Origin of the sequence: Bacillus sp. FSL K6-2861 (genome assembly GCF_038630725.1) — a bacterium.
In the GTDB taxonomy this organism is placed as follows: domain Bacteria; phylum Bacillota; class Bacilli; order Bacillales; family Bacillaceae; genus Bacillus; species Bacillus velezensis.
This window is the reverse complement of the sequence record NZ_CP152037.1, coordinates 2583579-2607374: the sequence shown is the minus strand read 5'-3', so window position 1 is coordinate 2607374 and position 23796 is coordinate 2583579. Positions and strand designations below refer to the sequence as shown.

Sequence of the window (23796 nt, the reverse complement as noted above, 5' to 3'; positions counted from 1 at the left end):
TATGCCGGTTATAAATCAAGCGCAGGAAGGCAAAAGTATAGATGTAGCAGAAAAAGAAAGTGGTGTGGGATAGGAGCGAGGAGAGTGAAGGAATGAATGCACGATAACATGAGGAAAGCAATAGGTGTAATTCTCCTTGTTTCTTTACTAAGTGTAGGCTTTTTTAAGCCATTTAAAGAATATTTACTGATACCATCAGAAATGAGCGTCTTTGAAAACCAGACACAGGCCGTTCCGGTTAATGCATCAATAAGCGCTGAAAAGGGCGAATTATCAGAAGCCTTTACGCTGAAAGAAGAGCACGGCCATGCAAACATAACAGGGCAAACACAAGGCCGGTCAGAAGTAGTATATGATCTTGCCGGATTTCCCATTAAAAAAACGAAAGTGCGTGTCCTTCCAGAATTGAAGGTCATTCCGGGCGGACAGTCCATCGGTGTAAAACTGCATTCAGTCGGTGTTTTGGTGGTCGGTTTTCACCAAGTGATGACAAAGGATGGGAAAAAGTCTCCGGGAGAACAAGCGGGAATTGAATCTGGCGACATCATTATTAAAATGAACGGACATAAAATTGAAAAAATGAGCGATATCGCCCCGTTTATTCAAAAAGCGGGCAAAACCGGTGAATCTTTGGATTTATTGGTGAAACGCGATAAGCAAAAAATCAAAACAAAGCTGATTCCGACAAAGGACGAAGCCGAGGGGAAATATCGAATCGGCCTTTATATCCGCGATTCGGCAGCCGGCATCGGCACCATGACATTTTTTGAACCGAAAACAAAAAAATACGGCGCATTGGGCCACGTCATCTCTGATATGGATACAAAAAAACCGATTGTTGTAGAAGACGGAGAAATCGTCCGTTCAACTGTAACATCGATTGAAAAAGGAAAAGGCGGCAATCCCGGCGAAAAACTGGCAAGGTTTTCGTCAGAACGGAAAACGATCGGCGATATTAACCGCAACAGCCCGTTTGGCATCTTCGGGACACTGCATCAGCCGATTAAAAACAACATTTCCGACAAAGCGCTTCCGATTGCTTTGTCAAATGAAGTAAAAAAAGGACCTGCGCAAATGCTGACGGTTATCGAAAACGATAAAGTAGAGAAATTTGATATTGAAATCGTCAGCACCACGCCGCAAAAATTCCCGGCGACAAAGGGAATGGTGTTGAAAGTGACAGATCCGAAACTGCTGAAAAGAACCGGCGGAATCGTTCAGGGGATGAGCGGAAGCCCGATCATCCAGAACGGAAAGGTCGTCGGAGCCGTAACCCACGTATTTGTCAATGATCCGACAAGCGGCTACGGCGTTCATATCGAATGGATGCTGTCTGAAGCGGGTGTTGATGTTTACGGGAAAGACAAAGCAAGCTGACTGCCGGATGATCCGGCAGTTTTTTTATGTGATGCGTTCTTCACTTCTTTCCTGGATTCATGTAAAATAAGACATGAAGATTTTTCGACAAATTCACGTTTCCTGATTTGTCAAACTTAATTTTTAGTCGAAAAACCTAGAAAATGCTAGAAAAACAAAGATATACCACTATTATTGGTAAATATGGATTTTTTAAAAGGGGAAGTAGTGGTTTTGTCGAATGTAACATGTAGCAGTCAAATGGGTTGCGTCCTGTTAATACATTGGGGGAGGAAGAAACGTGGAGAAAATTAAAGTTTGTGTTGCTGATGATAATCGAGAGCTTGTAAGCCTGTTGAGTGAATATATAGAGGGACAGGATGATATGGAAGTGATCGGCGTTGCTTATAACGGACAGGAATGTCTTTCTTTGTTTAAAGATAAGAATCCAGATGTGCTCGTTTTAGACATTATCATGCCGCATCTGGACGGACTTGCGGTTTTGGAGCGTCTGCGGGAATCAGAGCTCGAGAAGCAGCCGAACGTCATCATGCTGACGGCATTCGGTCAGGAAGACGTTACGAAAAAAGCCGTCGATTTAGGCGCGTCCTATTTCATCCTGAAGCCGTTTGATATGGAAAACCTTGTCGGCCATATCCGCCAGGTAAGCGGAAATGTCAGCAGTGTCACACACCGTGCGCCGTCTGCGCAAAGCAGCATTATCCGCAGCCAGCCTGAGCCGAAGCGGAAAAATCTCGATGCCAGCATTACAAGCATTATCCATGAGATCGGTGTGCCTGCCCATATCAAAGGCTATCTTTATTTGCGTGAAGCCATTTCCATGGTGTATAACGATATTGAACTCCTCGGCAGCATCACAAAAGTCCTTTATCCCGACATCGCCAAAAAATTCAACACGACCGCAAGCCGTGTAGAACGGGCCATCCGCCACGCCATTGAAGTCGCATGGAGCAGGGGAAATATTGATTCCATTTCTTCACTGTTCGGATATACGGTAAGCATGACAAAAGCAAAGCCAACCAATTCAGAGTTCATCGCGATGGTTGCTGACAAGCTGAGATTGGAGCATAAAGCTTCGTAACGCAAGCTTTTGGCTAGATGTCTTTTTCGCGCCTTCTATTCCGTGCATGAACGCGGAAGAGAAGGCGTTTTGAAATTTTGCTGACGAAAATAATGGAAATCACTCACGCCGGTACTTGTTCTATACATAAATGCGGGATCTATGCCGTCTACACGTATAATACCGGAGCTGATATTTTAATGATTTTGCCGTCTCTGAAATAAAAGCGGGGGACGCGGCGGCTTAACACAGATAAGACTTCGTAGCTGATCGTACCGAGCATTTCGGCAATTTCATCAACGGAAATCTCGGCTCCTTGTTGTTTGCCGTAGATGACGACTTCTTCTCCTTGTTTGCCCTCATTCTCACCTAAACTGACCATAATCATATCCATTGTCACTCTCCCCGCCACCGGCACCCGTCTGCCGCGGTGAAGAATAAACCCGCGGTTGGACAGGGCGCGGGAGTAGCCGTCAGCATAGCCGATTGGAATCGTCGCGATGATTTCACCCGGTTCGGCGATATATGTGGCACCATAACTGACGGTCCGGGGCTCTGTCACCATGGCTTTCACATAAGCGATACGCGCCTTTAAACTTAGTGCGGGTGTGAGATCCACGAGGTTCAGTTCCTTTATCGAGGCGGACGGATATAAACCATATAACCCAATGCCTAAACGGATCATGTCGGCACTGAATTCCGGGGATGCGATAGCGGCGGCTGTATTGCACATATGCACGGTAGGCAGCGTAATGTCTTGATTTTTTAAAAAGCGGAGAAAGCTGATAAACTTTTCGTGCTGCAGCATCGTCAGCTCAGTGTCCGGTTCATCCGCTGTTGAAAAATGTGTAAAGATGCCATCCCATGACAGATATGTACTCGACTTGAGCGCTTTCACCACTGCTAAAAGATCTTCTTCCGTACGCACACCCAGCCGGCCCATTCCCGTATCCACATTGATATGAATGGACAGCCGTTTCGAATCTGCTTCTTTTTCCAATATCCGATTCGCTTTTTTGATCCAGCTGACCTGAAACGCTGATAATGTTATGTTCCAAACGGCAGATTTTTTCACACAGCTGAGAGCTGTGAAGCCGAGCACAAGAATAGGTGCCGTAATTCCCGCTCTCCGTAACACAATTCCCTCTTCGACGCTGGCGACAGCGAGCTCGCTCGCTCCGCTTTCCAGTGCCTGCCGCGCTACTTCCACAGAGCCGTGGCCATAAGCGTTCGCTTTTACGACGGCCATAATTTTAGACGTATTCGGAATATGGCGGCGGATCGCCCGTACGTTCTTTTTTATCGCATCAAGGTCAACTTCAATCCAAACTTCCCGGCAAAGTTTTTTCATCACGATTCCTTCTTTCCTTAATGAGATTCAGTACTCATGCTTTCAATCTGCATTCTATTCATCTTTAACTGAAATCATTCAAAACATGGAAAGGTGATCGCTGATGTTTAAAATCAAGTTTTCGGGAAATCAGTGTGCCTGCTTTATTTATGCAGTTAGGGCTGCTTGGCAGCCCTTAAATTGACTTTACAATATTCTGATCTGAAAATTGATGTTCAAACATTTTGGACTGGCTTACAGCATTGTTTTGAATGACAATGCCGATATTTCCCCCTCCGGCACCGAAAACAGTTTTTGATGCAGTCAGCGGACTGATGGATATGGCGCCGCCAACATTGACAACTCCGTTTCCTGATACGTTGTTTATCGTAATCGGGCAACCGCTCATTCTATTTTTTCTCCTTTCTCTCACAGTCTACTAACTATATGTACGCTGTGATATGGAATAAGATTAAACAAAACGGCAAAAAGAATCCGGCTGCTGCCAGCCGGAAAGGGAGGGAAATACGGATGTCATAATGTTTTCGTTACATTTTGATCAGAGTATTGTGAGCTTGAAGATTGAGATGTGCTGGATTGATTCATTTGCAGGACCATCCCCGTATTTCCCCCACCTGAGCCGTAGACGGTTTTTGATACGGTTAAAGGACTTATCGAAAACGCACCGCCGACATTGACAACCCCGTTTCCGGAAAGACTATTAATCGTAATAGGAAAACCACCCATCATATACGGTCTCCTTTCTATTAATCTATTTACTATATGTACGCTGTGTGTTAGAAATAGGAGTAAACAAAGCGGTAAAAACTTGTGAATCAAAAAAACTGCCGGACATCCGGCAGTTTTTTAGTCTACTTTTCAAACGGCACCCAGCCGCCTGTATTCTGAATCATTTCCCATAACGGTTCAGGAAGTCGGTATTTCTCAATTTCAGATGCTTGAATGGCTTTTTCGATTTCCTGTTCGCGGCCTTCTTTGACCAGCACCGCCCATTCGGGGTTAATCAAAATGACACGTCCCAGAGCCACCAGCGGAATTCCGCTTTCTAATACAGCAAGCGCTTCGTCCGCGGTATAGATGGAACCGACGGCCATCAGCGGCACTTTATGGCCGACGCGTTCGTTTAATAAATCCATCCGCGTCCGTGAAGTATCCGCCCCGCGGCGGGCTTTGGAATTGACATCCATCAGTGAAATATGCAGATAATCCAAGTTCTCTTCTGCAAGCGCGTCGGCGAGCATGAATGTTTCTTTCATTGTAAGCCCCGGTGTTTCCGGCTCTTCCGGTGACAGGCGGTAGCCGAGAACGAATGGATTTTCAGCGTGTGTATCAATTGCCTGTTTGACAGCGTCAACGACTGCAAGCGGGAACGCAAGGCGCTTTTCATCGCTTCCGCCCCAGCGGTCTGTGCGCCGGTTTGTTTTCGGTGAATAAAATTGGTGAATCAGGTACCCGTTTGCCCCGTGAATTTCAACACCGTCAAAGCCGGCTTCAATCGCTCTGCGTGTCGCTTCGCCGAATGCTTTCACGATGTGCTCAATTTCTTGTTCGGTGAGAGCCCGGGACGTTTGTCTCCCGTCTTCTTCTGAGCCGCTCGGGCTGACGACGTCGTTGTTTGGCACGAGTTCAGGAGGGCATTCCAATCCTCCGTGGTGAATCTGCACAACGGCTTTCGCTCCTTGAGACTGGATCGCCTGAGCGAGTTTTTTCAAGCTGGGAATGTGAGAATCATCATAGATGCCGGGCTGGCCTGGAAACGCCTTGCCGTCCGGCGTTACGTTTGCACATGCCGTAATGACCATGCCCATTTCTTTTGAACGAGGAGTAATGTAGTTTAATTCACGGTCGGAAATCGTTCCGTCATCATTTGATGAATAGTGTGTCATCGGTGCGACTGAAATACGGTTTGGTATAGTGACGCCGCTTTCGAACGTAAAAGGTTCAAACAGCGGTTTATAAGTTTGCTTCATCATTTCGCCTTCTTCCTTAGGAGTTTAACTCGTCCGTATTCTAGCTTATGTTTTAATTGTGTGCAATTATTTTGCTTGTTCTTCTTCCTGAGGTTATGACCGGCTGAACCATTTAAACGAATGAAACGGTTTTCTCCGTTCCTTTTCAGGATCTTTATATCCTCCTGAAATTTGATGGCCGATCGAGCTGAATATGACAGCGGCGGCGAAGAGGAGAATGATTTTTTTCATATACATATCTTCTTTCTTATCTTTTACAAGGTTATTTATAAGCATACGCTTGTGCGAAAAAACCGTCAATTTGTTTATTCTTTTTTCCACTTTCCTGCGGCGAATATCGTTCCGATCTGAATCACAACACTTAACAGAGCGCACACTGCCACAACTGTGTTGCTGTCCATAGAAGACACCCTCCTTTTTGTTAGGTTGATGTATCATATGACAGCTGTCTCTGTTTTGACAAAACCGTAATGCGGTGTTTCATATTTTTCAACACAAAAAGGGCGCTTTTTTAAGCGCCTTTACTTTTTTTTCAGCCGGTTCAAAGCGATTTGAACGGCGATGGCGTCATCCAGGTAGCCGATCGGAAACATGTAATCCGGAATGACGTCGGTCGCTAAAATATAATACAGCAGCGCGCTCCCGAGAATCGCGCGGTCTTCAGCCGGTGTTGATTCATCCATATACTGATGATGCATGTTTTTCAAATGATCAATAAAAGGGCCGACGCTTTCTTCATTGTCCATTTTCTTTTGAAACTCATCGCAAATCAGGCGATGGCCCTGCTGGGTTTTGGCATATTGTTCATATCTGGTCAGTTCGCGCTCAATTTGCTCCCGGGAAAAAGGCTGATCAAACATCTCGGCCATATTCAGCATATCCTGAATCGCGTGCATCGGGTCTTGCGGCGCAGCTTCTTTTTCATGGCCGATGTCTATGCCTGACGCCTCAAGCAATTCCTCCAGCGGGGTGCGGAGATGTTTTGAAAATTCCTGAAGATGCTTTAAATTGGCCTTCTGCTTGCCGTTTATAATCCGGGAGATGGTGGCCGTATCAATGTTTGTTAAGGCGCCGAGTTTTCTCATGGAGAGCGAGTGCTTATCAAGCAGTGATTTTAAAAGGGGCCCCAGTGTCGTATTTTTATTTTCTGTCAAGGGTGTCACCTCGTTTCCGCCGGAATGATGATCATTAATCAATAATTTTTGCAGAAAAGGTACCTTTTCTGTGCTGCTGAATAGGATAGTGTAGATTCAACGGCACAACATGTTGAAAAGACATCAAAGAATGGAGAGAAACGAACATGGCTTGGTTATTGATTTTAGGTTTGGCAGTGTCCTCGAGCATTGATAATTTAGGAGTGGGGATGTCATACGGCATCAGAAAAATCAAAATATCGCATGCGTCAAATATGATGATCGCTTTTATCTGTTTTGTATTCAGTTATATCGGAATTTATTTCGGCAAATGGATTTCAGCCGTTTTACCGGGCTTTCTTCCTGTATTGCTGGCGGCGTTTATTTTATCTGTCATCGGTATCCGCATCATTCTGCTGGCTGTGCCGAGAAAAACAGCGCGTGTTGGCGCGTCAGAAAAAAAAGGCCGTTTTGCCGGTCTGCTGCAAAATCCGGAGGCAGCGGATGCCGACGGTTCGGGAGAAATCGGTATATTGGAATCCATGGTTCTCGGGGTGGCCGTATCCGCAAATGCGCTGACCAACGGATTAAGCGCGGGGTTGATCGGGCTTTCTCCCGCTGCCATTTCCATCACTGCGGCGGTCGGAAGCTTTTTGACCATATGGATCGGCTGCTCGCTTGGAAAAAAAGCCGCGTCATTGCGCATCGGTTCTTTTCACGTCGGACAGTTCAGCACGGTGCTGAGCGGAGTGATTATTCTCATCATTGCCGCCAATACGCTGCTCTTTTAAGTTGTCCCGTTCATTTTATGAAAAGCTCAAAATAAATATGAATGTTTCTATTCGGGAGAGCGCATGACGCGGCTCTCTTTTTTTGCCGATCTGATATTTTTTCAAAATGAACAGAAAGTCGTCCGTTTCCGTTAAATTCTGCATATTCAGCCTTCAGACAGAACCTTTTTCATAGACTGATCAGCTTGTTTTCTTTCTAAGTTCAGGTAAACAGCAGGTCAGATAGCCTTCATTCCAAATATGGAAAAGCGCTGGAGGAATGGAGGCTCCCTTTACAAATCGGCCATTCTGTTAAAAGATAAAGCCGAATGAGAAAACGTGAGGTGATCTGTGTGAAGTCTGTCATACTTCTGATCTTCACCGCATGGCTGTTATCAGGCTGCGAGTATACCGCGGAGGCTGATGCGGCGCCGTCATTTACTCAGGAAGGAACATTTATAAAAGCGGCCGGAAACGATACGATCGCGGTCGAAATTGACGGAGAAAGGCAAGAGGTGAAGGTGCCTTTCGCTAAGCGGTTTGAATGTCAGTCTCTGCCTGAACATACGGCGGTGCAAATCACCTATAAAAAAGAGAGCAACGGACAATTACGGCTTGAGGAACTGAAAAAAGAAACAGATATGTGAAAACGGGGAGGAAAAAAACGTGGGTTTACTGACAAAAAGCGCTGCTGCCTTAGGTGCCGCTCTTCTTCTGCTTGCGCCGTCTGCTTATGCAGCTGAACCTTTGCAAGGGAAAACCATTTATATCGATGCCGGACATGGCGGAGAAGACAGCGGGGCCGGCGGAAATGGACTGCTTGAGAAAAACATCAATTTAGCGGTGTCAAACAAGGTGATCGCCAAATTGGAGACAGAAGGCGCGAAACCAGTTGCTTCAAGGACTGACAATACTTTTTTACGTTTGGACGAGCGGGTGGCGAAAGCAAGCGCCAGCCAATCCGATTTATTCGTCAGCCTCCATACGAATTCAGCCGTATCAACGGCATCGGGCACGGAAACGTATTTTAATTCGACATATGAAGGAGCAGACAGCGAAAGGCTTGCTTCCGACATCCAGCAGCAGCTTGTCACGTCTTTAGGGATGAAGGACAGAGGCGTAAAAGAAGCTCCTTTTTATGTCATTACATATTCAAAGATGCCGAGTGTGCTGGCTGAATTAGGTTTTATCACAAATCCTCAAGATGCGGACAAGCTGAAAAGCGATAACGGACAAGAGCACGCCGCGGACGCCGTTGTAAACGGAATCGAAACCTATTACAGCGGACGGTAATTATAAAATATGTGTAAATAGCACCCTCCTTATGTGCATAACGATTATAATAGAGAAAACCGATGACAAACACCTGAGGTGACACATATGACGAATATTTTTGCCCACCGGGGGGCGTCGGGCGACTGCCCTGAAAATACGATGCCCGCATTCAAAAAAGCGATTGAGGACGGGGCTGACGGAATCGAACTTGATGTACAGATGACAAAAGACGGCCGGATCGTGGTCATTCACGATGAAACCCTCGACCGCACGACGTCTTTGAAAGGATTTGTGAAAGATACGGCGTATGACAAAATCAGAACCGCCGATGCCGCCGGAAAATGGAAAGATGCTTTTAAAGGTGTCAGAATTCCGCTTTTGTCAGATGTGCTGCGTTTTGCGGAACGTGCTGATTTTCTGATAAACATTGAGCTGAAAAACAGTGTATTCCGTTACGAAGGAATGGAAGAAGAAGTGATTAAAAAAGTCAGATATTACGGACTGGAAAAGCGCGTTATTTTTTCTTCATTTAATCATGAGAGTCTCGCGGTTTGCCACGCTTTGGCGCCTGAAATTGAACGGGCGGTGCTGACAATGGATGTGCTGTACCGGCCTGAACGGTATCTTGCCGCCATTCCCGCTTCAGGTTATCATCCGAAGCTCGGTACGCCGGCGGTGAGCGCTGAAGTGATCAAACATCTTGCAAAACACCAAGCGGCGCTCCGTCCGTTCACCGTCAATCGTCCTGAGGATATGAAGCAGCTGATGAAAGCGGGAGCAGACGCAATTTTTACCGATTATCCAAAGCTGGCCGTTTCTATAAAAAAAGAATGCCGCAGCTGAGAAGACTGTTCAGACAGTCTTCTTTTTTTATGGGCTGGAAAAAGGCGGTGCACTCATAACTCGGTCAGCCGGTTCATATATTGTAACAGGGCGTTTTGTGTAAGCGTTATCTTTTATCTTATTGAAAGTGAGGCAAAATTGTGGGAAAAACGGTTATCGTCAGTGCGGCAAGAACGCCGTTCGGAAAATTTGGCGGCGCATTAAAAGAGGTAAAGGCAGCCGAGCTTGGCGGCATTGCCATAAAAGAAGCAATCAAGCGCGCCGCTATCAGTGAAAGCGAAGCGGAAGGAGCGGTGATGGGAATGGTCGTCCAGGCGGGTGCCGGGCAGATTCCGGCACGGCAGGCTGCAAGGTATGCCGGGCTTCCGTGGTCCGTTCCGGCTGAAACCATTAATAAGGTCTGTGCATCGGGGCTCAGGGCCGTTACCATCTGTGATCAAATGATCCGGGCGAAAGATGCGGACGTGCTGATTGCAGGCGGAATGGAAAGCATGAGCAACATTCCGTACGCCATTCCGGCCGGCCGCTGGGGTGTGAGGATGGGGGACGGGGTGTTTCAGGATTTAATGGTTCATGACGGGCTGACCTGTGCGTTCGACCAGGTGCATATGGCTGTCCACGGAAGCACTGCGGCCAAAAAGTACGGCATTTCCCGGGATGAACAGGATCATTACGCTCTTTTGAGTCAGAAACGCGCGGCTGAGGCGGCCGAGGCGGGCAAATTGCGTGAAGAAATTGTCCCCGTCACCTGGACCGGCAAAAAGGGCAAACAGCATACCGTTGAAGCGGATGAGGGGCTGCGCCCTGATACGAGCCTTGAGCAGCTTGCAGCGCTCAAGCCAATTTTTACAGCCGACGGAACGGTTACAGCCGGAAACGCTCCCGGTGTAAATGACGGGGCCGGAGCATTTGTGCTGATGTCAGAGGAAAAAGCCGCGAAGCAGCATGTCAGGCCGCTCGCAGCGATACTTGGCTTTGCGTCAGTCGGATTGGAAGCGTGCGAGCTGGCAAGCGCGCCGGGAGAGGCCATCAGCCGGCTCTTGACAAAAACCGGACTGTCCGTTGACGATATTGATTTGTTTGAAGTAAATGAAGCATTTGCGTCCGTCGTGCTCGTGAGTGAAAAAATAGCCGGGTTCAGCCGGGAAAAAGTGAATGTAAACGGAGGGGCGATTGCGTTCGGCCACCCGATCGGCGCAAGCGGAGCGAGAATCATCATGAGTTTAATATACGAATTAAAGCGTCGCGGAGGAGGTTTAGGCATAGCTGCTATATGCAGCGGAGCGGCTCAAGGAGATGCCGTTTTGCTTGAGGTGTACTGATTAAAGGAGGGAGCGCCGGATGAAGATGAAAACAATCATGGTCGCAGGTGCCGGTCAGATGGGAGCAGGCATCGCGCAGACGGCTGCAGAAGCCGGGTTTGCCGTCAAGTTATACGATTGGGAGCCGGAAACGGTAACAAAAGGTCTTCACCGCATAAAGACAAACCTGGAGAAAGAGCAGGCAAAAGGACGGAAGACACAGCAGGAGACAGATGCCGTTTTCAGCCGTATTTCCCCGGCAGAGCTCACAGAAGCGGGAGATGCTGATTTTGTAATTGAAGCCATTGCCGAAAACAAAAAAGCAAAAGCAGAATTGTTTGACACACTAGATAAAATCTGTCCCCCTCATGCCGTATTGGCAAGCAATACGTCTTCTCTTCCCATTACGGAGCTTGCCGCGGCCACAAAAAGGCCTGAAAAAGTAATCGGCATGCATTTTATGAATCCGGTTCCTGTCATGGAGCTTGTCGAAGTCATCAGAGGACTCGCCACATCGGAAGAAACGGCGGAAACAGTAAAGAAGCTTGCTGTCCGGATGAATAAAACCCCTGTCGAAGTCAATGACTTCCCGGGCTTTATATCTAATCGCATATTAATGCCGATGATTAACGAAGCCGTTTATTGCCTTTACGAAGGAGCAGCTTCAAAGGAAGCGATTGATGAGGTGATGAAGCTCGGCATGCGGCATCCGATGGGGCCTTTAACATTAGCTGACTTCATCGGGCTGGATACGTGCCTTTCCATTATGGAGGTTCTCTATGCGGGGCTCGGAGATTCGAAATACCGCCCATGCCCTCTGCTCAGAAAATATGTCAGCGCCGGCTGGCTCGGCAAAAAAAGCGGGCGCGGTTTTTATGAGTACGGCAGATGACGTAAAGATCATGAGGGGAGACGGCAGCCATGCATTTTACAGAAGAGCACATCATGATGAGAAAAATGGTGCGTGATTTTGCCCGCAAGGAAATCGCGCCGGTGGTTGAGCTCATGGAATCAACAGATGAATTTCCGGAGCGGCTGATTAAAAAAATGGGCGAAGCGGGATTGATGGGCATTCCCGTCCCGGAAGCTTACGGCGGGGCGGGTGCTGATACAACATCTTACATTTTAGCGATTCATGAAATATCAAAAGTCAGCGCGGCCGTCGGCGTCATTTTGTCCGTCCACACATCGGTAGGGACAATCCCGATTTTGCATTTTGGGACAGAAGTCCAAAAACAAACGTATATTCCGAAGCTGGCAGCGGGCGAATATATTGGGGCTTTTGCGCTTACTGAACCTCAATCCGGATCTGATGCGGGCAGCCTGAAAACAACAGCCGTGCGAAAAGGCGGTTCATATATTCTGAACGGTTCAAAAATCTTTATTACAAACGGCGGAGCGGCAGATCTGTATCTGACATTCGCCATAACCGATCCGGGTAAAGGGAGAAAGGGAATTTCAGCGTTTATCGTTGAAAAAAACACACCCGGTTTTTCTGTCGGAAAAAAAGAAAAAAAGCTCGGACTGTTAGGTTCCAATACTGTCGAATTGCAGTTTGACCAAGCGGAAATTCCGGTTGAAAACCGGCTCGGCGAAGAGGGTGAAGGCTTTTCAATCGCCATGAAAAACCTTGACGTCGGACGGATCGGCATAGCGGCTCAGGCGCTCGGGATTATCGAAGCGGCGCTCGGCTGCTCGGTGGAGTACGCCAAAACCCGCAGCCAGTTCGGCAGACCCATCGCTTCGAATCAGGCCGTTTCATTTAAATTATCTGACATGGCGACGAATGCGGAAGCTGCCAAATTATTGGTCTATCATGCTGCTGATCTGTATCAGCGAGGGCTTCCGTGCGGAAAAGAAGCATCTATGGCGAAGCAATTCGCGTCCGATGCGGCGATGAAAGCGGCGGTGGAGGCTGTGCAGATTCACGGCGGCTACGGCTATATGAAAGAGTATCCCGCGGAGCGTTTATTTCGGGATGCGAAAGTCACGCAAATCTATGAAGGAACCAATGAGATTCAAAGGCTGATTATTTCTAAGTATCTTCTTCAATAAAAAGTGGGCAAAGGAGCGAAACCATGGAATCTTATTCTCCCGGTTTAGATGGCGTCATTGCGGTGGAAACGGGGATTTCTTTCCTGGATACACAGCAGGGCAGTATTTTAATCAAAGGCCACGATCTGATTGAGCTTTCTAAAACGGCCGGCTATATGGACATTGTTCATCTCTTATTGGAAGACAGACTTCCTGATGCGAAAGAGAAGGCGGCGCTTGAAGAAGACGTTCGGCGCAGCGGGCACCTTCCCGAGGAAATCTTGCACATATGCCGTCTGCTGCCTGAACATACTCACCCGATGGACGGACTGAGGACGGGTTTGTCCGCGCTTGGAGGCTTTGACAAGGACATCGATGACCGTTCATCTTCCGTAAATCAGCACCGCGTACGCGGACTGATAGGCAAAATGCCGAATCTGACGGTCAACAGCTATCGAGTCATCAACGGGCTGGAGCCTTTGGCGCCGGTCGGAACCTTATCATACAGCGCAAACTTTTTATATATGATTACCGGAAAAACACCGTCATCTTTGGAAGAAGAAATCTTCGACCGGTCGCTTCTTTTATACAGTGAGCATGAATTGCCGAACTCAACGTTTACGGCCCGTGTCATCGCTTCGACGCAATCGGATATTTACGGTGCGCTGACCGGAGCCGTCGCCTCGCTTAAGGGAAATCTTCACGGCGGAGCGAACGAAGCGGTTATGTACATGCTTGAGGAAGCGAAGGATACAGACGGGTTTATACAATTATTAACTCAAAAACTCGCAAACAAAGAAAAAATCATGGGCTTCGGCCACCGTGTCTACATGAAAAAAATGGACCCGAGGGCGCTCATGATGAAAGAAGCGTTAAAAAAGCTGTCTGATCTTTCAGGTGATTTCCGTCTTTATCATATGTGTGAAGCCGGCGAAACCGTCATGCGGGAGAAAAAAGGCCTTTATCCGAATTTAGATTACTACGCAGCGCCGGTCTATTACATGCTCGGCATCCCAATATCGCTGTACACGCCTATATTCTTCAGTGCACGGACGGTCGGATTGTGTGCCCACGTCATTGAACAGCACAGCCGAAACCGGCTTTTCCGCCCGCGTGTCCGCTATACCGGAGCGCGCCTGTAAACAGATGAGAAAGGAAGATGAAAACATGACAGAACCCCGCCGAATGGACGCTGTAATCGAAGAGATTTCTGACTACGTGCTCCATCAGGAGATTGACAGTTCAGAAGCTTTTACTACGGCAGGACATGTGCTTCTTGATACGATAGGCTGCGGGATTTTGGCGCTCAGCTATCCCGAATGTACAAAGCTGCTCGGCCCGATTGTCCCGGGAACCTCCGTCCCCAACGGCAGCAGAGTCCCGGGCACGCCTTTTGTTTTAGACCCGGTCACGGCTGCTTTTAATATCGGCTGTATCAACAGGTGGCTCGATTATAATGATACGTGGCTTGCGGCGGAATGGGGTCATCCGTCTGACAATCTCGGAGGCATATTGGCTTGTGCGGATTATATATCCAGAGTGCGGATTTCAGAAGGGAAAGAACCGCTTACCGTGCGCGATGTGCTTTGCGCAATGATCAAAGCGCACGAAATTCAAGGAATTCTCGCTTTGGAAAACAGCTTAAACAGAGTGGGGCTTGACCATGTGCTGTTTGTGAAAGTGGCGACTGCGGCTGTTTGCGCGCAAATGCTGGGCGGCTCAAAAGAGGAAATCAATAACGCCGTATCTCATGCCTGGATTGATAATTCAAGCCTCAGAACGTACCGTCATGCGCCGAATACCGGATCACGCAAATCATGGGCGGCCGGCGACGCGACGAGCAGAGGGGTATATTTGGCCCTTATGGCACACAAAGGTGAAATGGGGTACCCGACGGCTCTGACCGCATCTGGGTGGGGATTTCAAGACGTATTATTTAACCGGCAGGAAATAAAGCTTGCCCGCCCGCTTGGGTCCTATGTGATGGAGAATGTTTTGTTTAAAGTATCCTACCCGGCTGAATTTCACGCCCAGACAGCGGCGGAATGCGCGGTCCGGCTTCATCCGGAGGTGAAAGACCGCATCGAAGACATTGATAGGATCACGATTATGACCCATGAGTCGGCAATCCGGATTATCGATAAAAAAGGGCCGCTTCACAATCCGGCTGACCGGGATCACTGCCTCCAGTACATTACGGCAATCGGGCTGCTTTTCGGAGATATCACGGCGGATCATTATGAAGAGGAAACGGCGTCTGACCCGCGAATTGATACATTGCGGAGTAAAATGGAGGTGACGGAACACAAAGCGTACTCAAAAGATTACTTAGACCCGAATAAGCGATCCATATCAAATGCCGTACAGGTGCATTTTACAGACGGCACGGCTACGGGACGGATTGAATGTGAATACCCGCTCGGGCACCGGTTCCGCAGAAAAGAAGCCGTTCCGAAGATTCTTGCCAAGTTTTCAGCAAACATCAGCACTCATTTTTCATTGAAGCAGCAGCGTAAAATCGAAGAGGCCTGCGAACACAGCGGCCGAATGCAGAAGCTCAGCGTCAGTGAATTTATGGACTTATTTCTCGTATAAAATAGGAGGGTGACAAACATGACGTGGATCGTCAGCAAGCAGTCGTCTCAAGAGGAGCTTGCAGAGCGGTTCCGTACGCTGATGGCAGCGCCGGATCTATTGCAGATCCCCGGCGCTCACGATGCGATGGCCGCTCTTATCGCCAAGAAAACGGGGTTTTCGGCTCTTTATTTATCAGGTGCGGCTTACACGGCGAGCAGAGGGCTGCCCGATTTAGGGATCATCACGTCGGCGGAAATGGCTGAACGGGTTAAAGATTTGGTCCGCTCGTCTGATCTGCCCGTCCTTGTCGATATTGACACGGGTTTCGGAGGAGTGCTGAATGCCGCCCGGACGGCGAAAGAAATGTATGAAGCGCGCGCGGCCGCCGTCCAGATGGAGGATCAGCGCCTGCCGAAAAAATGCGGACATCTGAATGGGAAGCAGCTCGTGCCGATTGAAGAAATGGCGCAAAAAATCCAAGCGGTCAAGCGGGCCGCGCCGACTCTTCTTGTTGTTGCGAGAACAGACGCCAGACAGCAGGAAGGATTGGAGGGGGCATTAAAAAGGGCGTCCGCTTATATAAAAGCGGGTGCTGACGCTGTTTTTCCGGAAGCGCTCCAATCCGAAAGTGAATTCAGAGCGTTTTCCAAACAAATCAGTGTGCCGATTCTCGCAAACATGACTGAATTCGGAAAAACGCCGTATTACAGTGCTGATGAATTTTCCGATATGGGCTGTCAGATAGTCATTTACCCGGTCACGTCACTCAGAACGGCGGCCAAGGCTTTTGAGCGCATTTTCCGCCTTCTGAAAGAAGAAGGCTCGCAAAAAGAGGGGCTTTCGGATATGCAGACGAGAAAAGAACTATATGAAACGATCGCTTACGATGACTATGAAGAACTGGATCAATCCATTGCCAAAACGATACTGCCGGACGACTGAAAAAGCCCTTTTTTTGCAAGGGCTTTTTTTACAGCTTTTTTTTCCTGAACCGCGGGCTGACTTGATTGCGTTTTCGATCTCTGTACAGAATAAACCCGGCCAGAACATAAAGGCCGAACAAAAAAAACGCCAATCCGGCCGCCCCCTGAAGAAAAAGGGACGGAAACGGGGAAAACGCATGCCCGAATAATGCATCTCTCATCAGCTTAATGCCGAGCGCCGCGACAGCGCCGGGGAGGACCAGAATCAAAAGCGCAACAAGCCGGCTCATATTCAGAAAACCCCTTTACGATTTGTTTTCCTTTATTGTCCAATCGAAAAAATATTTTGTCAAGAGATCAAAACGTGGTAACATAGGGGTTGTGCAAATTATTGCAACGGGAAATACAGGTGTGCAAATTTTTTCATATAAAGGGGTATCGGGATGCAGAAGGTGCTGATTATAGGTGCTGGTAAAGGAGGCACGGCGCTCCTACAGATTTTGATGAAAACAAAGCTGATCCGGATTATTGCGGTGGTTGATCAAGATCCGGAGGCGCAAGGGCTGCAAGAAGCCCGGAGATATGGAATTGCAACCTCATCAGATTGGAAACCCTACATAACTGAAGATATAGATATTATCATCCATACAACAGGCGATAAAGCGGTCATGGATGAGCTGCTCCATGAGAAAAAAGAACAAACCATCGTCATGCCGGGAAAATTGGCGTACATGGTGTTTCAGCTGATGGAGGAAAAACAGCAGCTTATCCAAATGCTGAAGTCGCAGACGTATAAGCATGACCGGATTTTTAATTCAACGCACGACGGCATGATTTTTATAGACGTCAACGAAACGATCATTTTATTTAATCAGATGGCAGAAAAAATGGTCGGCCAAAAACGGGAGGATGTCATCGGCCGCCAAATTAAAGATGTAGTGCCGAACACAAAGCTGCCGCGAATTCTGGAAACGAGAGAGCCGGAATATAACCAGAAGCAGCTTCTCGGAAAGCACCTGCAGATTGTCACGACAAGACTGCCGATCATTGATGAAGGCGGAAAACTTCTCGGCGCGTTATGCGTGTTTAAAGACATCACCGACGCAGTTGAACTGGCGGAAGAGGTCACGAACTTAAAACAAATCCGCACCATGCTTGAAGCGATTATACAATCATCAGACGAGGCCATTTCTGTCGTTGATGAAAACGGCATCGGAATGTTAATCAACAAAGCGTATACAAAAATGACCGGGCTGTCAGAAAGCGAAGTCATCGGAAAACCCGCTTCCACCGATATCTCAGAAGGGGAGAGCATGCACCTGAAAGTATTGGGGACAAGGCGGCCCGTGCGGGGTGTGAGAATGAAGGTCGGCCCCAATAAAAAGGATGTTATCGTAAATGTTGCCCCCGTTATTGTGGACGGTATTTTAAAAGGCAGCGTCGGCGTCATCCACGACGTGTCAGAAATTAAAACGCTGACTGCTGAGCTGAATCGGGCGCGCCAGATCATCCGCACACTTGAAGCGAAATACACGTTTGACGACATTATCGGCACGAGTGAACAAATGCTGGTCGCCCTTGAACAGGCGAAGCTCGGGGCGAAAACGCCGGCGACGATTCTGCTGCGGGGAGAATCCGGCACAGGAAAAGAACTTTTCGCCCACGCCATCCATAATGAAAGCGACCGAAAATACAATAAGTTCATCCGGGTCAATTGTGCGGCCCTGTCTGAATCCCTGCTAGAATCCGAGCTTTTCGGCTATGAGGAAGGCGCGTTTACGGGCGCGAGGCGCGGGGGCAAAAAAGGACTTTTTGAGGAAGCGAATAACGGCAGCATTTTCTTAGATGAAATCGGAGAGCTGACCCAAAGCACCCAGGCAAAGCTGCTCAGAGTTCTGCAGGAAAAAGAAATTATCAGAGTCGGCGGCACTAAAGCGATTTCTGTCAATGTCAGAATTATCGCAGCGACGAACGTCAACATCGAAAAGGCCATGGCGGAAGGCGCGTTCCGTGAAGACCTGTATTACCGGATTAACCGCTATCCGATCTCAATCCCGCCGCTTCGGCAGCGCAAAGAAGATATTGAAGCGCTGAGCATTCGGCTCATTGAAAAAATCAATCAGGATTACGGCCGCAATGTAAAGGGGCTCACGCCGAACGCGCTGCGAGCTTTATCAGCCTACAGCTGGCCGGGAAACGTCCGGGAGCTTGAAAATGTTCTCGGACGGGCAATGATATTTTTAGAGCCGCACATGGAACGGATCGAACAGCAGCACCTGCCTGTTTTTGAATCAGAGCTGAATGAAAAAAACGGCACCCAAAGTGATTTTCCGGATGTGGAAGGGGAAAAGCTGTCTCAGGCTGTTGAAAAATTTGAAGCGCACGTCATTCAAAAAACGCTTGAAAATCATAAATTCAACCGAACCAAAACGGCAAAAGCGCTTGGTGTCAGCATTCGGAATCTGTACTACAAAATGGACAAGTACGGCCTTGCAAATGACGGCATGCAATAAATTGCAGAGAAAGCGCAAACAGCTGCATGTTTTCTTGAAGAAAGCCGGAATAAACCCTCCCGCATATTTGGCACGGAACTTGCATTGTTAAAAGCGGATTCGCACAAGGAAGGTGGTAAAAAATGAAGCTGAGAGACCTAGTTGAAAAAGCCGCGGCAAAAAACGCAAAAACCATTGCAGTGGCCCACGCAGCAGATAAAGAAGTGATCCAGGCCGTCAAAATGGCGGCAGAACACTTGTCGGCACGATTTTTACTGACGGGTGACAGCGGAAAGCTGAAAGAGCTTCTGGCAAATGAGCCGAAGTTCAATGCTGAAATCATCCACGCCGATTCACCCGAAGAATCTGCGGCAAAAGCAGTGCGCGCAGTGCGTGAACAAGAGGCGGACGTTTTAATGAAAGGGAATCTCCCGAGCTCTACTCTTCTGAAATCGGTTTTAAACCGCCATGAAGGGCTTCGTTCAAAAAGGGTGTTATCACATGTAGCTGTTTTTGAGGTGCCGGACTATGACCGGCTGATGTATGTGACTGATTCAGCGCTGAACATTGCCCCGTCTCTTGAAGAGCTCGGGCATATTCTGCAAAATGCGGTTCATGTCGCACATTCAGTAGGGAATCCTATGCCGAAAGCCGCAGTCCTTGCCGCTATTGAAACGGTTAATCCGAAAATGGAGGCAACGCTGAACGCGGCTGCGATCGTCCAGATGTGCAATAGAGGACAGATTACCGGCTGCATTGCGGACGGACCGCTTGCTTTGGATAATGCCGTATCCCAAGCGGCTACGCTGCAAAAAGGAATTTCCGGAAGCGTAGCGGGCCAGGCGGATATTCTCTTGGTTCCTTCAATCGAGGCCGGAAATATGCTTTATAAGTCAATGATTTATTTTGCGAAAGCAAGTGTTGCTGCCGTCATCGCCGGTGCAAAAGCGCCGATCGCATTAACGAGCAGAGCGGATACCGCAGAAAATAAACTGTATTCAATTGCGCTTGCGATTTGCGCATCACAAGAACAGTAGGAGGAACGAACCAATGGAAATTTTTAAATATATGGAGACTTATGATTACGAACAATTGGTATTCTGCCAAGATGAACAATCCGGATTAAAAGCGATCATCGCGATTCATGATACGACGCTCGGCCCCGCACTCGGCGGAACAAGAATGTGGACATATGACAGTGAAGAAGCGGCGATTGAAGATGCACTAAGACTTGCAAAAGGCATGACTTATAAAAATGCGGCTGCCGGTTTAAACTTAGGCGGCGGGAAAACCGTTATTATCGGAGACCCGCGCAAAGATAAAAATGAAGAAATGTTCCGCGCGTTCGGCCGGTACATCCAAGGCTTAAACGGAAGGTATATTACGGCGGAAGACGTCGGCACGACCGTTGAAGATATGGACATCATTCATGATGAAACAGACTATGTAACCGGAATTTCTCCGGCTTTCGGTTCATCAGGAAATCCGTCTCCCGTTACGGCGTACGGCGTCTACAAAGGGATGAAAGCCGCAGCGAAAGCGGCGTTTGACACTGATTCACTGGAAGGTAAAACAATTGCCGTGCAAGGCGTGGGAAATGTGGCTTACAATCTATGCCGCCACCTTCACGAAGAAGGCGCTTCTTTAATCGTAACGGATATCAATAAAGAATCTGTTAAACGTGCCGTTGAGGATTTCGGCGCCCGCGCAGTTGATCCCGGCGACATTTACTCACAGGCGTGCGATATTTATGCCCCATGTGCTCTCGGCGCCGTCATTAACGATGACACGATTAAACAGCTGAAGGCGAAAGTCATTGCGGGAGCGGCCAATAACCAGCTGAAAGAAACACGTCACGGCGATACCATTCATGAAATGGGAATCGTGTACGCTCCGGATTATGTCATCAATGCAGGCGGCGTCATCAATGTGGCCGATGAGCTTTACGGCTACAATGCTGAGCGGGCTTTGAAAAAAGTTGAAGGCATCTATGCAAACATTGAGCGGGTGCTCGATATTTCCGCGCGTGACGGCATTCCGACATACTTAGCGGCCGACCGTCTGGCTGAGGAACGAATTGAGCGCATGCGCCGTTCAAGAAGCCAGTTTCTGCAAAACGGCCAAAGTATATTAAGCAGACGATAGGAATTTGATCTGGAGGTATGAAAATGTTCGAAAAGGAAAAACGCATTCTCATTCTGAATCCAGGCTCAACATCAACGAAAATCGGTGTCTTTCACAATGAACGCTGTATCTTTGAAAAGACGCTGCGGCATCCCGAAGAAGAGCTGAAAACATTTAACAGCATCATCGACCAATACGAATTTCGAAAAATAAGCATTCTTGAGTCTTTGCACGAACAGGGCATCAACATTTCAAAGTTCGATGCCGTTTGTGCCAGGGGCGGCCTGCTCAGACCGATTGAGGGCGGCACATATGAAGTGAATGACGCCATGATCACTGATTTGAAAAACGGCTACAACGGCCAGCATGCTTCTAATCTGGGCGGAATTATTGCCAGGGAAATAGCTGACGGATTAAATATCCCCGCGTATATCGTCGATCCGGTCGTGGTGGATGAGATGACTCCGCTCGCTAAAGTATCAGGAATGCCTGAGATCAAGCGGAAAAGCATTTTCCATGCTTTGAACCAAAAAGCTGTTGCCCGTCAGGCGGCGGCGTCCCTGGGCAAACGGTATGAACAGATGAAGATGATCGTCACTCATATGGGCGGCGGCACCACAGTCGGTGTCCATGATTGCGGACGGGTGACGGATGTCAACAATGGGCTTCACGGAGAAGGACCCTTCAGCCCGGAGCGCGCGGGAACTGTTCCGGCGGGTGATTTGGTAGAAATGTGTTTTTCCGGCAAGTATTCAAAAGCCGATATGATGAAAAAACTTGTCGGCACGGGCGGACTCTCCGGCTACCTGGGGACAACGGACGCGGTGAAGGTGGAAAAACGCATTCAGGCCGGAGATGAGCATGCGCGTCTCATTTATGACGCCATGGCTTATCAAGTAGCAAAAGAAATCGGGGCGGCAAGCGCCGTTTTAAAAGGAAAAGTAGACATTATCGTCCTGACGGGCGGATTGGCGTACGGGAAAAGTTTCGTATCCGCCATCAGATCGTACATAGATTGGATTTCGGATGTACTGGTGTACCCGGGAGAAAATGAACTGCAATCTCTCGCGCAAGGCGCGCTTCGGGTTTTAGCCGGTGAGGAGCAGTCAAAGCAATATCAGATCGGCGAAGGAGTGAAAACAAATGGCGACTGAGTATGATGTGGTCATTCTGGGCGGCGGCACGGGCGGTTATGTAGCCGCCATCAGAGCGGCCCAGCTCGGCTTAAAAACGGCCGTTGTAGAAAAAGAAAAGCTCGGCGGAACATGCCTGCATAAAGGGTGTATCCCGAGTAAAGCGCTGTTAAGAAGCGCGGAAGTGTACCGAACCGCAAAGGAAGCGGCAGCATTCGGCATTGAAACGGAAGGTGTCTCCCTCCGCTTTGACAGCGTGCAAAAACGAAAGCAGGGAATCGTTGACCGGCTGGCCGGCGGTGTCGCCCACTTGATGAAAAAGGGGAAGATTGATGTATTCAACGGGTACGGACGTATGCTCGGCCCTTCCATCTTCTCACCTCTTCCCGGTACGGTTTCCGTCGAATACGCAAATGGTGAAGAAAACGACATGCTGATACCGAAACAATTGATTATCGCAACCGGTTCAAGGCCGAAAATGCTGCCGGGTTTAGAAGCAGACGGTACATATATTCTGACATCAGATGAAGCGTTAGAGCTTGAACGTCTGCCCCAATCCATGATGATCGTCGGCGGCGGTGTCATCGGAATTGAATGGGCATCCATGCTGAACGATTTCGGCGTCAATATCACTGTGATTGAATATGCGGACCGCATTTTGCCGACGGAAGACCGTGATATTTCAAGCGAGATGGAAAAACTGTTAACGAAAAAAGGAATTAAGGTCGTGACGGGTGCGAAAGTGCTTCCGGATACATTGGAAAAAGCGGACGGCGTTTCAATTGCCGCTGAAAAGAATGGAAAAAAAGAAACGTATCACGCGGAACAAATGCTTGTTTCCATCGGCCGCCAGCCGAACATTGAAGGGATCGGGCTTGAAAACACGGATATTGAAGCGGAAAACGGTTCTATCATCGTGAACGAAGCCGGGCAGACGAAGGAATCGCACATTTATGCGATCGGTGATGTTGTCGGCGGGCTGCAGCTTGCGCATGTGGCCTCCCGTGAGGGCATCATTGCCGTTGAGCATATGGCGGGTCTTAATCCGGCTCCGCTTGATGCCGCTCTTGTGCCGAAATGTATTTATTCAAATCCGGAAGCGGCGAGCGTCGGCCTGACAGAAGAGGAAGCTCTTCGAAAAGGGCATGAACTGAAGATCGGGAAGTTTCCGTTCATGGCGATCGGAAAGGCTCTTGTATACGGAGAAAGCGACGGCTTTGTCAAAATCGTCGCCGATCGGAATACAGATGATATTCTCGGTGTTCATATGATCGGCCCGCACGTCACCGATATGATCTCTGAAGCGGGGCTTGCCAAGGTGCTCGACGCGACGCCTTGGGAAATCGGCCAGTCCATACATCCGCATCCGTCCCTATCAGAGGCGATTGGAGAAGCTGCGTTAGCCGCAGACGGAAACGCGATTCATTTTTAAA

At 48.5% G+C, this 23796-nt stretch carries 24 protein-coding genes; 17 read left to right on the top strand and 7 right to left on the bottom strand.

Annotation, left to right across the window (positions count from 1 at the left end; genetic code table 11):
* Nucleotides 1-96: 96 nt before the first annotated feature.
* Together spoIVB and spo0A are read left to right on the top strand one after the other, a co-directional pair.
* Nucleotides 97-1377: a SpoIVB peptidase gene (spoIVB, locus tag NYE62_RS12695; protein WP_007408360.1), complete on the top strand. Its 1281-nt coding sequence runs from the start codon at nucleotides 97-99 to the stop codon at nucleotides 1375-1377.
* 280 nt (nucleotides 1378-1657) lie between these two features.
* Nucleotides 1658-2458 (top strand): sporulation transcription factor Spo0A, encoded by an 801-nt coding sequence (spo0A, locus tag NYE62_RS12690; RefSeq protein WP_003153177.1) that lies wholly within the window; start codon nucleotides 1658-1660, stop codon nucleotides 2456-2458.
* 148 nt (nucleotides 2459-2606) lie between these two features.
* Here spo0A and alr read toward each other — a convergent pair whose 3' ends face one another.
* The 6 genes from alr to NYE62_RS12660 form a co-directional block, all read right to left on the bottom strand.
* Nucleotides 2607-3788 carry an alanine racemase gene (gene alr, locus NYE62_RS12685; protein WP_342496980.1) on the bottom strand — a complete coding sequence of 394 codons (1182 nt, stop codon included), beginning with the start codon at nucleotides 3786-3788 and terminating at the stop codon, nucleotides 2607-2609.
* Nucleotides 3789-3963: 175 nt separating this feature from the next.
* Nucleotides 3964-4176, bottom strand: a complete 213-nt coding sequence (locus tag NYE62_RS12680; RefSeq protein WP_003153181.1) for a spore germination protein — start codon at nucleotides 4174-4176, stop codon at nucleotides 3964-3966.
* Nucleotides 4177-4301: 125 nt separating this feature from the next.
* Nucleotides 4302-4514, bottom strand: coding sequence for a spore germination protein (locus tag NYE62_RS12675; RefSeq protein ID WP_186314433.1), 213 nt, complete (start codon nucleotides 4512-4514; stop codon nucleotides 4302-4304).
* Between the two features lie 125 nt (nucleotides 4515-4639).
* Nucleotides 4640-5758, bottom strand: a complete 1119-nt coding sequence (locus NYE62_RS12670) for an NADH-dependent flavin oxidoreductase (protein WP_144664018.1) — start codon at nucleotides 5756-5758, stop codon at nucleotides 4640-4642.
* Between the two features lie 93 nt (nucleotides 5759-5851).
* The gene (locus NYE62_RS12665; RefSeq protein ID WP_014470646.1) at nucleotides 5852-5989 is read right to left on the bottom strand and encodes a hypothetical protein; all 138 of its coding nucleotides are present in this window, start codon (nucleotides 5987-5989) and stop codon (nucleotides 5852-5854) included.
* A gap of 290 nt (nucleotides 5990-6279) precedes the next feature.
* Nucleotides 6280-6912: a helix-turn-helix domain-containing protein gene (locus NYE62_RS12660; RefSeq protein ID WP_007408365.1), complete on the bottom strand. Its 633-nt coding sequence runs from the start codon at nucleotides 6910-6912 to the stop codon at nucleotides 6280-6282.
* 146 nt (nucleotides 6913-7058) lie between these two features.
* On the opposite strand from NYE62_RS12660, the gene ytaF reads away from it, so the two are divergent.
* From ytaF to prpB, 10 genes are all read left to right on the top strand, one after another.
* The gene (gene ytaF / locus NYE62_RS12655) at nucleotides 7059-7682 is read left to right on the top strand and encodes a sporulation membrane protein YtaF (protein ID WP_040237929.1); all 624 of its coding nucleotides are present in this window, start codon (nucleotides 7059-7061) and stop codon (nucleotides 7680-7682) included.
* Between the two features lie 308 nt (nucleotides 7683-7990).
* Nucleotides 7991-8308 (top strand): hypothetical protein, encoded by a 318-nt coding sequence (locus NYE62_RS12650; RefSeq protein ID WP_014721488.1) that lies wholly within the window; start codon nucleotides 7991-7993, stop codon nucleotides 8306-8308.
* Between the two features lie 19 nt (nucleotides 8309-8327).
* Complete coding sequence (locus tag NYE62_RS12645) at nucleotides 8328-8954, top strand: N-acetylmuramoyl-L-alanine amidase (RefSeq protein ID WP_342496979.1); 627 nt, start codon at nucleotides 8328-8330, stop codon at nucleotides 8952-8954.
* Between the two features lie 87 nt (nucleotides 8955-9041).
* Complete coding sequence (locus tag NYE62_RS12640; RefSeq protein WP_053573207.1) at nucleotides 9042-9779, top strand: glycerophosphodiester phosphodiesterase; 738 nt, start codon at nucleotides 9042-9044, stop codon at nucleotides 9777-9779.
* 140 nt (nucleotides 9780-9919) lie between these two features.
* Complete coding sequence (locus tag NYE62_RS12635; RefSeq protein WP_032866408.1) at nucleotides 9920-11101, top strand: acetyl-CoA C-acetyltransferase; 1182 nt, start codon at nucleotides 9920-9922, stop codon at nucleotides 11099-11101.
* A 19-nt stretch (nucleotides 11102-11120) separates the two neighbouring features.
* A complete protein-coding gene (locus tag NYE62_RS12630) occupies nucleotides 11121-11972 on the top strand; it encodes a 3-hydroxybutyryl-CoA dehydrogenase (RefSeq protein ID WP_039254529.1) in 852 nt (283 codons plus the stop codon).
* Nucleotides 11973-12001: 29 nt separating this feature from the next.
* Entirely contained in the window at nucleotides 12002-13135 is a 1134-nt protein-coding gene (locus tag NYE62_RS12625) for an acyl-CoA dehydrogenase (protein WP_144664000.1), read from the top strand.
* Between the two features lie 23 nt (nucleotides 13136-13158).
* Nucleotides 13159-14256 (top strand): citrate synthase, encoded by a 1098-nt coding sequence (gene mmgD / locus NYE62_RS12620; protein ID WP_342496978.1) that lies wholly within the window; start codon nucleotides 13159-13161, stop codon nucleotides 14254-14256.
* A gap of 25 nt (nucleotides 14257-14281) precedes the next feature.
* Nucleotides 14282-15709 (top strand): bifunctional 2-methylcitrate dehydratase/aconitate hydratase, encoded by a 1428-nt coding sequence (locus tag NYE62_RS12615; protein ID WP_162262649.1) that lies wholly within the window; start codon nucleotides 14282-14284, stop codon nucleotides 15707-15709.
* A gap of 18 nt (nucleotides 15710-15727) precedes the next feature.
* Complete coding sequence (gene prpB / locus NYE62_RS12610) at nucleotides 15728-16633, top strand: methylisocitrate lyase (RefSeq protein WP_342496977.1); 906 nt, start codon at nucleotides 15728-15730, stop codon at nucleotides 16631-16633.
* A 28-nt stretch (nucleotides 16634-16661) separates the two neighbouring features.
* Here the strand turns inward: prpB and NYE62_RS12605 are convergent, their stop codons facing one another.
* Entirely contained in the window at nucleotides 16662-16904 is a 243-nt protein-coding gene (locus NYE62_RS12605) for a DUF2627 domain-containing protein (protein WP_007408378.1), read from the bottom strand.
* A gap of 153 nt (nucleotides 16905-17057) precedes the next feature.
* Here NYE62_RS12605 and NYE62_RS12600 point away from each other — a divergent pair, with 153 nt between their 5' ends.
* From NYE62_RS12600 to lpdA, 5 genes are all read left to right on the top strand, one after another.
* Nucleotides 17058-19127, top strand: coding sequence for a sigma-54-dependent Fis family transcriptional regulator (locus tag NYE62_RS12600; protein WP_015417788.1), 2070 nt, complete (start codon nucleotides 17058-17060; stop codon nucleotides 19125-19127).
* 122 nt (nucleotides 19128-19249) lie between these two features.
* On the top strand, nucleotides 19250-20143 hold the full coding sequence (gene yqiS, locus NYE62_RS12595) for a phosphate butyryltransferase (RefSeq protein WP_094032253.1): 894 nt from the start codon (nucleotides 19250-19252) through the stop codon (nucleotides 20141-20143).
* A gap of 13 nt (nucleotides 20144-20156) precedes the next feature.
* On the top strand, nucleotides 20157-21251 hold the full coding sequence (gene bcd, locus NYE62_RS12590) for a branched-chain amino acid dehydrogenase (protein ID WP_342496976.1): 1095 nt from the start codon (nucleotides 20157-20159) through the stop codon (nucleotides 21249-21251).
* A gap of 17 nt (nucleotides 21252-21268) precedes the next feature.
* The gene (gene buk, locus NYE62_RS12585; protein WP_094032254.1) at nucleotides 21269-22384 is read left to right on the top strand and encodes a butyrate kinase; all 1116 of its coding nucleotides are present in this window, start codon (nucleotides 21269-21271) and stop codon (nucleotides 22382-22384) included.
* Nucleotides 22374-23795 (top strand): dihydrolipoyl dehydrogenase, encoded by a 1422-nt coding sequence (lpdA, locus tag NYE62_RS12580; protein WP_241457548.1) that lies wholly within the window; start codon nucleotides 22374-22376, stop codon nucleotides 23793-23795. The genes buk and lpdA overlap by 11 nt, the downstream gene beginning before the upstream one ends.
* The last annotated feature ends 1 nt before the right edge of the window (nucleotide 23796 follow it).

What these genes read in the sequence shown, in the direction of transcription:
- NYE62_RS12630 (WP_039254529.1), top strand. Translation starts at nt 11,121, where the DNA reads ATGAAGATGAAAACAATCATGGTCGCAGGTGCCGGTCAGATGGGAGCA.
- yqiS (WP_094032253.1), top strand. Translation starts at nt 19,250, where the DNA reads ATGAAGCTGAGAGACCTAGTTGAAAAAGCCGCGGCAAAAAACGCAAAA.
- NYE62_RS12670 (WP_144664018.1), bottom strand. Translation starts at nt 5,758, where the DNA reads ATGAAGCAAACTTATAAACCGCTGTTTGAACCTTTTACGTTCGAAAGC.
- ytaF (WP_040237929.1), top strand. Translation starts at nt 7,059, where the DNA reads ATGGCTTGGTTATTGATTTTAGGTTTGGCAGTGTCCTCGAGCATTGAT.
- NYE62_RS12600 (WP_015417788.1), top strand. Translation starts at nt 17,058, where the DNA reads ATGCAGAAGGTGCTGATTATAGGTGCTGGTAAAGGAGGCACGGCGCTC.
- buk (WP_094032254.1), top strand. Translation starts at nt 21,269, where the DNA reads ATGAAAATGTTCGAAAAGGAAAAACGCATTCTCATTCTGAATCCAGGC.
- NYE62_RS12675 (WP_186314433.1), bottom strand. Translation starts at nt 4,514, where the DNA reads ATGGGTGGTTTTCCTATTACGATTAATAGTCTTTCCGGAAACGGGGTT.
- NYE62_RS12640 (WP_053573207.1), top strand. Translation starts at nt 9,042, where the DNA reads ATGACGAATATTTTTGCCCACCGGGGGGCGTCGGGCGACTGCCCTGAA.
- NYE62_RS12625 (WP_144664000.1), top strand. Translation starts at nt 12,002, where the DNA reads ATGCATTTTACAGAAGAGCACATCATGATGAGAAAAATGGTGCGTGAT.
- mmgD (WP_342496978.1), top strand. Translation starts at nt 13,159, where the DNA reads ATGGAATCTTATTCTCCCGGTTTAGATGGCGTCATTGCGGTGGAAACG.
- alr (WP_342496980.1), bottom strand. Translation starts at nt 3,788, where the DNA reads ATGAAAAAACTTTGCCGGGAAGTTTGGATTGAAGTTGACCTTGATGCG.
- NYE62_RS12650 (WP_014721488.1), top strand. Translation starts at nt 7,991, where the DNA reads ATGAGAAAACGTGAGGTGATCTGTGTGAAGTCTGTCATACTTCTGATC.
- lpdA (WP_241457548.1), top strand. Translation starts at nt 22,374, where the DNA reads ATGGCGACTGAGTATGATGTGGTCATTCTGGGCGGCGGCACGGGCGGT.
- NYE62_RS12680 (WP_003153181.1), bottom strand. Translation starts at nt 4,176, where the DNA reads ATGAGCGGTTGCCCGATTACGATAAACAACGTATCAGGAAACGGAGTT.
- prpB (WP_342496977.1), top strand. Translation starts at nt 15,728, where the DNA reads ATGACGTGGATCGTCAGCAAGCAGTCGTCTCAAGAGGAGCTTGCAGAG.
- NYE62_RS12605 (WP_007408378.1), bottom strand. Translation starts at nt 16,904, where the DNA reads ATGAGCCGGCTTGTTGCGCTTTTGATTCTGGTCCTCCCCGGCGCTGTC.
- bcd (WP_342496976.1), top strand. Translation starts at nt 20,157, where the DNA reads ATGGAAATTTTTAAATATATGGAGACTTATGATTACGAACAATTGGTA.
- NYE62_RS12615 (WP_162262649.1), top strand. Translation starts at nt 14,282, where the DNA reads ATGACAGAACCCCGCCGAATGGACGCTGTAATCGAAGAGATTTCTGAC.
- NYE62_RS12665 (WP_014470646.1), bottom strand. Translation starts at nt 5,989, where the DNA reads ATGAAAAAAATCATTCTCCTCTTCGCCGCCGCTGTCATATTCAGCTCG.
- spoIVB (WP_007408360.1), top strand. Translation starts at nt 97, where the DNA reads ATGCACGATAACATGAGGAAAGCAATAGGTGTAATTCTCCTTGTTTCT.